Source organism: Fastidiosipila sanguinis (assembly GCF_002998295.1).
In the GTDB taxonomy this organism is placed as follows: Bacteria; Bacillota; Clostridia; order Saccharofermentanales; family Fastidiosipilaceae; genus Fastidiosipila; species Fastidiosipila sanguinis.
This window is the reverse complement of sequence record NZ_CP027226.1, coordinates 1,114,400-1,126,859: the sequence shown is the minus strand read 5'-3', so window position 1 is coordinate 1,126,859 and position 12,460 is coordinate 1,114,400. Positions and strand designations below refer to the sequence as shown.

The window sequence follows — 12,460 nt, the reverse complement described above, 5'->3', positions numbered from 1 at the left end:
CGCATGACTATTTAGCATTTAGCTTGCGGCATTGTTTATTTAGAAGATAAATTTTTAGTTTTGCTTAACCTTTAATTTAGATTTCATCTGTTATAATAATACCAAAAATACATTTGTAGAGGATAAAATGGATAGCAGAAGTTCTCATAATAATGTTTATATTAGTAATAGAGGTACTAAACTTGGATTCAGAGGTGAACTGTTTATCCAAGCGTACTTTTTGTTGCAAGCTCTTGTATTATTTATCTATGGTTTACAAATATCAGATTTAAGTGCTAAATTATTTAATCCAAATTTTGCTTTTTTTCAGTTTTCTTTATACTGTTTAATATTATCTCTACTTTATTTAACAGAGACAATAGTATTAAATAAGCGTCCTGAGTTAGCAAAATCGAAAACAGAATTAAAAAATAAAGAAAAGTATTTTTCTGTTCTAACTTTTATGTTCTGGGCACTAACTATTGCACTAAAAACTAATCTCTGGCATTTAGTAGCTGGATTATGTTTAATAGCAATATCGTATGCATATTACAACAAGGCTTGGGGTAAGGCTTTTAACATTAGCTTCTCAATCTTATTAGTATTACTTATTCAGAAGTTATGGCAAAAAGATAATTCTCTTCCGGAAAGTTTCTCAGGAGTTGCAGAATATAAGTATGATATTCAAATAATAAAAACTTATGTTTTAGCAGTATTTTTAATTGTATTTACTATTTTTTGCATATATGTATCTTATAAATATTTAGCGAATAAACAAGAGAAACTTGATATTTCTAAAGAAAGTTCAAATAAAAAACTCAAGGTAGTGACTATTACTTTATCTGTCTTAGCATTATTAATTATTCTTACTACTCAACTATACTTATGGGCTAGATTAAGATCGTATTCTGTTTCAACTTATGATATGGGTATATTTACGCAAATGTATCACAGTATTATTAGAAATGGGAAACCGTTAAGTACAGTTGAACGAGATTTTCAAACAAGCCACTTTAATATACATGTCTCGCCGACTTTATATTTATTAGTTCCGCTGTTTAAATTGTTCCCATATCCAGAGACATTACAATTATCCCAAATTTTTGTTGTTTACATCGCATTGATTCCTTTCTTATTATTGGCAAAAGAATATGGTTTAAGATCTTATAAATTAGTTTTAGCCGGAGCAATTTTTTCATTGCAACCAGCATTTTTGCTTTCTAATTATTATGACTTCCATGAAAATATATTTCTGGCACCATGCATAATGTTTTTGATTTACTTCATTTATAAAGGAAATTATATTGGTATCATAATTTCCGGATTGCTTTTGCTGGGTGTAAAAGAAGATGCTGTAATTTACTTTGTAGCCATAGCAATTTACTTATTTATCGGATATAAGGATAAGAAGGTTACAAAGTTAGATTATAAAAAAGCACGTTTACTTGCTGTTTTTATGATTGTTGTGGGGGTAATAGTTTTCACAGTGAACATACTATATCTGAGAAACTTCGGTACAGGTGATATGTCGGGAAGATTTTCAAACCTAATGCCAAATGAAAAGTATGGTTTACCAGGAATAATACTCACTTTAATCTTCAATCCAAGTTTTTACTTGCTGACAATATTTTTACCAAGGAAATTTATCTTCTTATTTTTGACTCTTATGTTCATGGGATTTTTGCCGCTGTTCATTAGAAGATTTTCGGGTTTGGCATTGCTTTTGCCGTTATTGATAATAAATTTAAGCAGCAACTATGCCTATCAATTTGAGCTATTTTTCCAATACAATTATGGATCGCATTTAATGTTGATAATTCTTGCTTTGATTGTAGTTACAGATAATTTATTTGATAAAAAAGAAGATCTATCTCATGAGTTTAGTTCACATGCTGAAGGAAAGGCAAAGCGAATAAGTTCAGTTTTAATAAGTAAAAATAATTTAATTGACTTAGGACTTATCATAGCGGTAACTGCTTCAGTAATTATAAATGTTTATTGCTTAAATAATCGCAGCTCAACAATACTAAAGGCGTTGATACCAAGTTATAGGATAGAAGAGTATGACAAAGTCTTGCCAAAAATACCTAGAGATGAAATTATTTGGGCAGATCCTTTCTTTACTACATATCTTGCCGATACTGAGTTTTTGTATGATTTAGATCATCATAAGTATAAGGAAGGTGAGCAGCTACCTCGATATATTGTGATGCCAAAGATTAAAATCAATACTCTTGAAGATGATATACAGCTGTTAATTGACGAAAAATATATGCTTGATGACATTTCAGGTGATTATATTTCTGTTTATAAATTAATGGAATAACAGCTTAACTTTTTTCTATAAGTGTCATGGTATTGTTATTGCTACCATAGTCTGAAATCCTTATAATATAAGAAGTTGTATTGGAGGAGTTTTATGAGAGAAGCACTAGAAGAGAAACTTGTAAAAGAATTTCCTTTCTTAGAGGAGAACTCAGAGCAGGGAGAAGACAGAATAGATAATTTGTATCTGGCTTTTGGTTTTGAATGCGATGATGGTTGGTATGAATTATTGAAAGAGATGTTCAAAGAGATTGTGGATCGTTATAAGCTAGCAGGGTTAGCAGTTGACTTAGAAGTCTTGCAGATTAAGGAAAAGTTTGCAGAGTTAAGGGTGTACTACTCTTTTAAACAAGGAGATAGTCCAGTTAATCAAGAGCTTAGAAATGATATTGATAAAATCATAGAAGCGTACGAGAACAAAAGTAACAAAGTTTGTGAAAGCTGTGGTGCTGAGGGAGTATTAAGGAAAAAGGGCTATCTTATGAAGACTCTTTGTGATCAGTGCTATGCTAAATTTATTAAGTAAAATAAGCATTAATGCTTTTTAAAATGGGTATATGAGGATTAGAAAAAATAATTGTAGGAGGTTCTTATGGGCCAAAATATTATTGTAAACAAGGAACAGATGACGTTTACACTCAATACAAATAACAGTAGTTATCAGATGAAAGTCGATAAGTACAAGAGACTTTTGCATACTTGGTATGGGGGAAAAATTTCTGGTGCAGATTACTCATATTTGATTGAGGTTCTAGGAAGGGGCTTTTCAGGAAATCCGGGAGATGTTTCAAAAGAGGGCGATAGAGATTACACTTTGGATTTGCTGCCACAAGAATTCCCACAACATGGTACAGGCGATTATAGAATTAATGCTTTAGATCTTGTTTGGGAAAATGGTGCGAGAGGTACTGACTTTGTCTACAAGGATCATAAAATAATTGGAGGACAACCTGAATTGCAAGGTTTGCCACATTTCTGGACATCAGCAGATAACAAAGAAGCTGTTGAGACTCTCGTAGTCGTATTAGAAGATTTATATAGTGATTTAGAATTGGAACTATATTATTCAATTTTCCCAGAGTATGATTTGATCGTAAGATCATCAAAGATAACAAACTTAGGAAATGAAGAAGTAGTATTAAAGAATATTGCTTCTGGAGCTCTAGACTTTATTAACAAAGATTTTGAACTGATTAATTTCCCTGGAAGACATTTAAAAGAAAGAAATGCATCTAAGGTAGAGTTAGGTGAGAATATTTTCCAAATAAGAAGTACAAGGGGAACATCAAGTCACCAACAAAACCCAAGCCTATTTTTACAAGAACAGGGAGCCTGTGAAGACAAGGGTGAAGTATATGGTTTGAGCTTAGTGTATAGCGGAGGCTTCAATATATCTTGTGAAAAAGACCAATTAGGACAAATAAGAGTTGTTGCAGGTTTAGATGATAGCAACTTTAGCTGGATACTAAAAAATGGTGAGAGTTTCCAAACACCAGAATTAGCAATGTGCTACAGTCCTGAAGGTAGAGGTGAATTATCTAGAAATCTTCATAGAGCGGTTAATAATAATTTAATTAGAAGCTCATGGTCCGATAAGCGTAGACCTGTACTAATCAATAACTGGGAAGCGACTTATTTCGATTTTGATAAAGATAAGATTATAGAAATAGCAAATAAAGCTAAAGAATTGAACTTTGACTTACTCGTTTTAGATGATGGTTGGTTTGGTAAACGTGATTTAGATATATCTGGTTTAGGTGACTGGATTCCAAACGAAACCAAAATTGGTGGTACTTTAGAAGATTTGATAAAAGATGTTAATGAACTTGGTTTGGACTTCGGAATCTGGATGGAACCTGAGATGGTCAACGAGGATAGTGACCTGTACAGAGCGCATCCTGATTGGGCGCTTGCAATTCCAGGAAGAGAACCAAATAGATCTAGGGTGCAATTGGTTTTAGACTTTAGCAGAAAAGATGTTCAAGACTTCGCAATTTCAGCAATTGATAATGTCTTGCAAACAGGAAATATTACTTACTTGAAATGGGATATGAATAGATCACTATTCGATCTATATAGTCATAGTTTACCAGCTGAAAAGCAAGGCGAATTATCACATAGATATGTACTTGGTGTATATCGTGTCCTACAACATCTTTTAGACAATTATCCTGACTTATTGATAGAAGGATGTAGTGGTGGAGGAGGCCGTTTCGACTTGGGAATGCTTTACTATACTCCTCAAATTTGGACAAGTGATAATACAGATGCGTTGGATAGAACTAGAATTCAGCATGGTACCTCATTTGTGTATCCTCTCTCAAGTATCTCAGCACACGTATCAGCAGTTCCAAATCATCAGAACCATCGTGTGACACCAATTAGTACGAGAGCTTTTACAGCTCTGCAAGGGGCATTCGGTTATGAGATGGATCTTTCTACATTGTCAGAATCTGAGCAAGAGTTTACTAAGAAATTTATAGATTTCTATAATAAACACTGGGAGACCGTCCAAAAAGGTGACTACTACAGACTTGTTGATCCGTATGAAAATACCTACGTAACAGCTTGGGAAAATGTTGCAACAGATAAAGCAGAAGCTATTTTAACGGTTGTATATAAAGATTTAGCTGCAGCAGGCTTGGCTGAATGCATTAAATGGAAAGGTTTATGCAAGGACAGTGATTATAAGCTAACACTATACAAAGGTTCTGAAGAATTTGATTGTGGCGTGTATAGCGGACTCGACTTAATGGTTGCAGGAATATTGGTCGAGAGAGGCAGACAAAACTACGATTCTGTATGCTATATTGCGGAGAAAGTATAGGGGCATATAGCAGTAGCAAAGATTTGTTGAAGTCAAAGTTTGAATTAATTTAGTTTTTCGAAGGCGTGCCAGATATAAATGGCACGCGTTTTTATGTCTTATATTTTCTAGGTGCTAAAAAGATAAACAAAGCAGAGAGATTTTGAACGTGGTAAAATAAAGGTATCCTAAAAGTAGGAGGTATGAATTATGAGGAAAAACATATTTAATAAATCAGGTAGAAAGAAGTTAAAACAATTAACTTTAATCGCAATGGTAATAGCACTAGCTGTTACTCCTTTAGCTGCTTGTAAACACACTGACGAAGATACGAATAAAACTACATCCAATACTACTTCAATGCAAGAAGATTCAGATACAAGCACTACAACTAGCGAAAGTACAGAGAAGACAACAGAGGCAACTACAACTCAGGCTGAACCTCAAGAAGAGATGAAAGTAAATCTGTACTACATTAAAGAAGCGACAGTTAATGGTGGCCAAGGCGTACAAGATAATCAAGCTGATGGTGAAAAATCATACTATTTAGTCAGAGAAACTCACACTATTCCAAAAACAGAAGCTGTTGCAAAAGCAGCTCTAGAAGAGTTATTGAAGAATGATGCACAAACTGAAGGCGCTTTCGTATCTTTCCGTGAAGATCAAAAAATCCTAGGAGTAGATATAGAGAATGGTGTAGCTACAGTCAATTTGTCACCTGAATATTTATTGCAAGAACAGAGTGGTAATGCAGAAACATATTCTATATTGGCAATGGTTAATACTCTCACAGAGTTCCCTTCTATAGAAGAAGTTAAGTTCCTTGTTGATGGTGAAGAGGCTCAAGTAGGAGGCCTTGCTGGTATAAAAGTTCCGGAGAAATTGGTTAGAAATTTAAGCTTAGTCTTAGAACCTGAGATTTGGATTAACACTCCAGAAGATGGTGCAGTTTTATCAGGCAACAAGATAAGGGTAGAAGGTTCTGCCATGGTTTTTGAGAAGACATTACATTATAAACTTGAAGATAAAGATGGAAATGTTTTAGTTGAAGATTTCCTGACTATGTCAGAAGGATCAGACATGAGAGGAATTTTTGACTTCGAAATTGAAGTGCCTGAGACTGATGCAAGTGAGTTTAAATTATCATTGTACGGAGCGAGTGGTAAGGACGGTTCACCAACAGGTTTGGTAACTCACACATTCACAATCAAATAAAAGGTGATGAGGTCAATAAATGTCTTGGCATGAGTTTGCAGAAATAGAATGCAATAAACCTTATTTTAAAAATATTATTACGCAAGTGGAAAATGAGCGATCAAAGCACGAAGTATATCCATTATCTGGGGATGTGTTTCGTGCTTTTGAGCTGGTTGAACCTGAAAATGTCAAAGTAGTAATTCTAGGGCAAGACCCATATCCAGGTTTTGAAATCCACAATGGACAAGAAATACCCTATGCAATGGGTTTAAGTTTTAGTGTGCATCCACAATTAAATTTGCCCAAGAGTTTGATTAATATTTTCCAAGAACTAAAAGATGATCTAGGAATAGATAAGGCAAATGGAGATTTAAGTGAGTGGTGTAGACAAGGCGTGTTCTTGTTGAATACTTTTCTAACAGTTAGAAAAGGGCAACCCTTAAGTCATAACTATATTGCCTGGGATGAGTTTACGCATAATGTTTTAAGCTATTTATTGGAGAAAAATCCAAATATAATTTTTGTATTATGGGGGAAAAAGGCAGAAAATTCAGTGAACGACTTGCCTATTAAATACATGATAGTCTCGAGTCACCCATCGCCGCTATCGGCATATAGAGGGTTCTTGGGCTCTAGACCTTTTAGCAGAATAAATAGAATGCTTGAGGACTTAGGCGAATCTAGAATTAATTGGTAAGTTAATTAAACAATAGAAGCAATTAAGAAAGGAAAGTGATTATAACAATGAAACTTGCACAAGCATTACAAATCAGAAGTGACCTGCAAAACAAAGCATTAGACCTTAGAACTAGATTAGAGAACAATGCGACCTATCAAGAGGGTGAACCAACTGCGGAGGATCCTTTGAAGTTGATTGAAGAGTTAGAAGGTGTAATTTCTAGTTTAGAGACTTACGTTTATAGAATACATAAGACAAACAATGAAACAATTACTGCAGATGGATCTATATCTGAACTTTTAGCAAAGCGAGATGCTCTGGCATTAAAAAGAAGCATTTATGAGAATTTCCTAAATACTGCATCTGACATAAGTCCAAGATATAGTCGAACAGAGATCAAGACATTCCCATCTGTAAATGTAAGTGAACTTAGAAAAAAAGCTGATGCAATTGCAAAAGAACTAAGAGAACTTGATTTGCTAATCCAAGAGGCTAATTGGACGATAGAATTGTTGTAATTTTAACTTTTTGCGAAATGTAGAAGTTGGTAGCTAAACCTAGGCGAATGCTACTCTCGGGAACGAGTATAAAGATCCCACTGCATTGGCGTACTTGAGCAGTATAAGGTTCGATCCCTTGTTGAAAATTGAGCTCGTGATACTTGAAATGCGGATTGTTGTGAATTGTAATTTATTACCTTGGCGTTGATAGGCTTAGTGAGGGCGGTGTAGGGGATTTTAAAACTTTTAATTTAAAACCATTGTGCTATGGTTATATTATTAATACAAATTCTTTTTTGAAAAGGGGGAATTAATATGAGGAAAGATGATTTTTATAGCAAGCAAGCTATGAAAAAGAAAGCTTTGTCTTTAAGCTTAGTATTTTTGTTTATTTTATCTTTTTTAGGACAAAATACTTTGCTACAAGCAGAGCCAGAAGTGGCTGGACAGGACAAAACAAATGCTGTTTATAATGTAGGTGTTGAAGCTTCTCAAGGTGGAAAAACAGTTGGCGATTTAAGCAACTTAAACCTAGAGAGCTCTTTTAATTTGAAGTTTTCTTTCATGTTCAAAATTGTTAATGATGAAAACATAGGAGATTATATAAATCAAGGTCTAGAAAATGAAAAAGAGCAAGTAAATGAGAAAGATATTGCAAATATTTACTTAGGAGAGAATATTAAGGCTGCAGATGAAGCAAAATTGACAACTCCAGTCTATGAAGTTAAATCAGGTCAAAAAGTTGGTGTAATCAGTATATTTAATGACGATTCTGGTAAAACTTTTGCAAAAATGGAGTTCTTAAGTGACCCTAAAGATCCAAAAGGACAATTTGATTATGAACCTGAAGATCTACAACAATTGACTGTAGAATTTGAAGGTATGTTTGAGGCATTGAGAGGTAAAGATAATCACGGCACTGGTGATAAGAAATTTATAAAAATTCTAGAAAAAGAAATTGAATTACCTAGCCAAGAAAAAGTTGAGAAGTTTACTCTAAATAAATCTGGTGCACAAATAGGAATGGATAACATTATGTGGACCATTAAAGCTTCAAGAACAGTAGATAGCCAAAAGGCTGATATAGCTGGAAACAAAATAGTTGATAATCTAAGCAATGTTGGTGAAGTTGTACCAGGAAGTTTCAAGATTAACAATAAAGCTGTTGAAGATAAGGATATCTATAATAGTGCTACAAAAACTATAGAGTATACATTCCCTGAAGGTAGTGAAGGCGAACAAGTAATTACTTTTGAAACTAAGATCCCTTGGGGTGACAAGGCAAAAGTTACAGTAGAGAATAAAGTTCAACTCGTCAAGCCAGAGGGTGAGCCTGAAGAACACATTGCTAAAGTTGAGCCAAGCAAAGCTCCTCAAATTAGTAAGACTTTTAAAGGCGTAGATGTAAATATAGATAATAATGAAAAAGCTCTCCTCTGGGAAATAAGAGCAGGGAAAGCTGGCTTCAGCTATGGACCTACATGGATTTCTGATGTTTTCTTGGGTAAAGAAAATGCTCCTAAACCAACAAGAGTTGAAGTCACTGTTGAAAAATTAAATGCTGAAGGTAAGTGGGAAATAATAAATCTAGATGATTCATTTGTAAATGCTAAAGATAAACCTGCGCCTCAAATGAAAGAAGATGATCCATGTCCTGCAATACCAGATAAATATACTAAATCTGAAATTTATGATTTTGGTGAAAATGCATTTACTAGCAAAATAAAAGATGATGAGTATGCAGTTAAGAGTACAAATTGGTTCTTCCTACCTAACTTAAATGGTGAAATTAAAATTACTTTTAAACAAATTTATGCTACTGATGCAGTTATCGAATCAAATGCAATTAAAAATACTGCAGAGATATATAACTGTGGAATTTATTATACACCGATAAATCCACCTATATTTGTAGGTTTAGGAAGTATCAGTAAACATGCAGTAACTTCTGGAGAGTATAACGTTTATGGAACTGCACCTTTATTTAGACAGGGCATTTTTCCATGGAATATTAATGTTGACTTAAGTAAGGCTTTCGTAGACGAAAATGTTTCTGTCTATGAAGTATTCTTTTACGGCAGTGAAGAGGAATTAAAAGCGAACAAAACTAAGTTAACTTTAAATGAAGAAGATATAGCAAAATTACCTGAAGGAACATTTACTAAACTCATGGAGAATAACGTAAATGTAAACTTAGCATATGTAAAAGATTCAATTAAATCTAATAATTCTGAAGATAAGTTAAAAGTAGATGTTTATCCATTAATGCTAAATGGTGAACAAGTAGGTGAAGTCGTTAGAGTTTCTGGTTTCAGAGAAAGTAAAAAATATGAATTAGAGATTCAAACTCAGATTCAAGATTTCTACGAAAAAGCTCATGGGAAATCGCATTATGACACTGGGATCATGAGCAATACAGCCATACTTGCAATGGGCAAGGCTGAGTCATTAAAACTTCTACCTGCAACAGACTATGATAGATTTGATGCGAACTTATTTAGAAAAACAGTTTTGAATTATGATGTTGATCTAAATGATTTAAAATCTGTATGGCAAGTTAAAGATGCATCCTATGGGTCTATTTACACTGATTACTATAAGAAAGTCGATCCAGCAAAGACCTTTAATTATAAGGATAGAACAAGCTTCTTCCGTATTAATATAAATCCATTTGGTACTAACTGGGAGGAGTATCTAAAAGATGTCAAGAATAAACCAGAGACATTACCAAATTACGACAAGGTAGTGCTAACAGATAACTTACCAGATGATTGGAAATTAGTGCCAGTAGATGATAGCGGTGCAATGTTCGCTGTCTATGAAGCTAGTCCGTCAGAATTAATTCAAATTGAATATAGTATTTCTTATGGTGGTAGTCCTGGACAAAAGAGAAATTTACGTGATCCTCAAGCAACCAGAAGACTTAGTGATGCTGAAATTAAAAATCTCTTGACCTTTGATGAAGCGAAAAAAGAATGGACTTTTAATAACATCGATGGAAAATCTTACATGGTAGTTGCCAAGGCTCAATTAGATAAAGCAGCTTTTGAAAAGCTTACAGAAAATATGTCACAACCAGATGAAGCGCATGCTTACATTAACAATGCACAAATTCAGGCAAACAATGAATTGCCAAGAAATGCAAGTGATAACATGAATGTTAAATCTGAGTTATTGAGCAAGAAACAACCAGTATGGAAGGGTGCTGATGCAGAAGGTACAGCATCTCTAGAATGGACTATTGAACATAAACCATATTTGAAAGACTATAAGTCAGTAGAGTTAACTGACGTTTTAGATGAGAACCTTTATGTTCCTGTAAACGAAAAAGGTCAATTAGATCTAAACACTATTAAAGTTGAATACTCTTCAGAACTAGGACCTGATGGTGAATATAGTAATTATCAAGAAGCAATGGTAACTGCTATGAATTCTAAAGATTCTAATACAGTACAAGCTATATATGATGCTAAGACGCATGAGTTGAAGTTCAACCTTCCTGATAATAAAGATCCTAAGAATCCTAGAGCATGGAAGATTACATATCTAACATACTTAGAACCACTAAATATTGATAGAGATACTGTTAAGAATATAGTTAAATTCCAATCAGCTCTAGGTGGTTCAGAAGCTCAAGGTGAGTGGGAAGAACAATTAAAAGATAATAAAGCCTGGGCTAGCTTGAAGAAATATCCAGTTTATGTATTCCAAAAAATGGGTAAAGCAGATAAAGATAGTAATTATGCACCTCTAGCAGGAGCAACATTTGAATTGTATTTCAACAAAGAAGTGGTAAATACAAAAGTCAGTAGAAATGATGGAAAAATTATCTTTGTCAATTTAAAACCTGGTGAATATGAGCTTAAAGAAACTGTAGCTCCTGAAGGTTATAAGATAATTGAAAAAACAATTAAGTTTACAATTACAACTGATGGCAAGTTAGAACTAAGCAAGACTAATCCAGATAGTGTTAAGGGAGAAGGAAGCAGACTTAACCCAGTACTAGTTTATAATGAACTTAGACCTGAGGAAACTACTACAGAAACAACTGCAACAACAGGAACAAAACCAAGTAAACCAAGTGAAGGTACAAAGAGTAGCTCAAGTACAAAACCTTCAACTCCTAAAGATGTAACTGGAACTGGTGAGAGTATTAATATCTCAGCTATAGTAGGTTTAGCTGCAATAGCTTCAGCTGCAGTACTAATTTTAATCGCAAAGAGAAGAGAAGAGTAGAGTAGAGCGAAACCAAACACAAGTACAAGCTTTTAGCTTGAGTTTATAAATTAAAAGTGAGGTCAAATACAATTAATGTAGAGACCTCACTTTTCTTTTTATGTAATTATAAAAACTGATTGTTAATTAAGCTTTATAACAAATAGCTTTAGCAACCTTGTCCGCTTCGTCTTTGTTTAGTAGTGCCTCAATACAAGCTAAAGCCAATGGAATACTAGCTCCTAAACCTTGTCCTGTAATAAATTTACCTGAGACAACGACAGATTCAGCTTTATGTGTTGCTTCACCTAATCCTGATTCCCAATTAGGTGCACAAGTCGCTACCTCACTATCGAGTAGTCCTAATTTTCCTAATACAGTTGGAGCTGCGCAGACTGCAGACATAAGAGAATCGGTTTTCGCGAAATCAATTAATACTTCGCTTAGCTTCTTAGATTCATACATTCTTTCTACACCTTTGGCGCCACCAGGGACAAATAGCATATCGAATTCTTCTGGCTTAATACTATCTATGTGATCATTTGCAAGAATAGTAATATCATGAGCACTAGTTATCTCTAATCCTTCCTCAATAGAGAAAGTTTTAACTTCAATTCCAGCACGCCTTAATAGGTCGATTTGAATAATTGCTTCACCTTCTTCAGTTCCGTGAGCGAGGAATACTGCTACTTTTTTCATTGAAATACCTCCTTAAGCTATATAAATACATTATAACTTTATTAATAAACGATGATGTGA

Annotated in this window: 8 protein-coding genes; 7 read left to right on the top strand and 1 reads right to left on the bottom strand. The window is 34.0% G+C overall.

Features of this window, described 5'->3' with window-relative positions; genetic code table 11:
• Positions 1 to 127: 127 nt before the first annotated feature.
• The 7 genes from C5Q98_RS04860 (at position 128) to C5Q98_RS04830 (ending at position 11,722) form a co-directional block, all read left to right on the top strand.
• Positions 128 to 2,305 (top strand): DUF2079 domain-containing protein, encoded by a 2,178-nt coding sequence (locus C5Q98_RS04860; RefSeq protein WP_106012544.1) that lies wholly within the window; start codon positions 128 to 130, stop codon positions 2,303 to 2,305.
• Between the two features lie 93 nt (positions 2,306 to 2,398).
• On the top strand, positions 2,399 to 2,830 hold the full coding sequence (locus C5Q98_RS04855) for a hypothetical protein (protein ID WP_106012543.1): 432 nt from the start codon (positions 2,399 to 2,401) through the stop codon (positions 2,828 to 2,830).
• Between the two features lie 66 nt (positions 2,831 to 2,896).
• Positions 2,897 to 5,131 carry an alpha-galactosidase gene (locus C5Q98_RS04850; RefSeq protein WP_106012542.1) on the top strand — a complete coding sequence of 745 codons (2,235 nt, stop codon included), beginning with the start codon at positions 2,897 to 2,899 and terminating at the stop codon, positions 5,129 to 5,131.
• Positions 5,132 to 5,320: 189 nt separating this feature from the next.
• Positions 5,321 to 6,325 carry a GerMN domain-containing protein gene (locus C5Q98_RS04845; RefSeq protein WP_106012541.1) on the top strand — a complete coding sequence of 335 codons (1,005 nt, stop codon included), beginning with the start codon at positions 5,321 to 5,323 and terminating at the stop codon, positions 6,323 to 6,325.
• Between the two features lie 19 nt (positions 6,326 to 6,344).
• The gene (locus tag C5Q98_RS04840) at positions 6,345 to 7,004 is read left to right on the top strand and encodes a uracil-DNA glycosylase (RefSeq protein ID WP_106012540.1); all 660 of its coding nucleotides are present in this window, start codon (positions 6,345 to 6,347) and stop codon (positions 7,002 to 7,004) included.
• Positions 7,005 to 7,051: 47 nt separating this feature from the next.
• Positions 7,052 to 7,504: a DIP1984 family protein gene (locus C5Q98_RS04835; RefSeq protein ID WP_106012539.1), complete on the top strand. Its 453-nt coding sequence runs from the start codon at positions 7,052 to 7,054 to the stop codon at positions 7,502 to 7,504.
• Positions 7,505 to 7,801: 297 nt separating this feature from the next.
• Positions 7,802 to 11,722 carry a prealbumin-like fold domain-containing protein gene (locus C5Q98_RS04830; protein ID WP_106012538.1) on the top strand — a complete coding sequence of 1,307 codons (3,921 nt, stop codon included), beginning with the start codon at positions 7,802 to 7,804 and terminating at the stop codon, positions 11,720 to 11,722.
• Positions 11,723 to 11,848: 126 nt separating this feature from the next.
• On the opposite strand, the gene C5Q98_RS04825 is transcribed toward C5Q98_RS04830, so the two are convergent.
• Positions 11,849 to 12,400, bottom strand: a complete 552-nt coding sequence (locus C5Q98_RS04825; RefSeq protein WP_106012537.1) for a DJ-1 family glyoxalase III — start codon at positions 12,398 to 12,400, stop codon at positions 11,849 to 11,851.
• Positions 12,401 to 12,460 lie beyond the last annotated feature (60 nt).

Excerpts from the sequence above, each read along its gene's own strand:
- C5Q98_RS04860 (WP_106012544.1), top strand. The coding sequence starts at position 128 with ATGGATAGCAGAAGTTCTCATAATAATGTTTATATTAGTAATAGAGGT.
- C5Q98_RS04855 (WP_106012543.1), top strand. The coding sequence starts at position 2,399 with ATGAGAGAAGCACTAGAAGAGAAACTTGTAAAAGAATTTCCTTTCTTA.
- C5Q98_RS04850 (WP_106012542.1), top strand. The coding sequence starts at position 2,897 with ATGGGCCAAAATATTATTGTAAACAAGGAACAGATGACGTTTACACTC.
- C5Q98_RS04845 (WP_106012541.1), top strand. The coding sequence starts at position 5,321 with ATGAGGAAAAACATATTTAATAAATCAGGTAGAAAGAAGTTAAAACAA.
- C5Q98_RS04840 (WP_106012540.1), top strand. The coding sequence starts at position 6,345 with ATGTCTTGGCATGAGTTTGCAGAAATAGAATGCAATAAACCTTATTTT.
- C5Q98_RS04835 (WP_106012539.1), top strand. The coding sequence starts at position 7,052 with ATGAAACTTGCACAAGCATTACAAATCAGAAGTGACCTGCAAAACAAA.
- C5Q98_RS04830 (WP_106012538.1), top strand. The coding sequence starts at position 7,802 with ATGAGGAAAGATGATTTTTATAGCAAGCAAGCTATGAAAAAGAAAGCT.
- C5Q98_RS04825 (WP_106012537.1), bottom strand. The coding sequence starts at position 12,400 with ATGAAAAAAGTAGCAGTATTCCTCGCTCACGGAACTGAAGAAGGTGAA.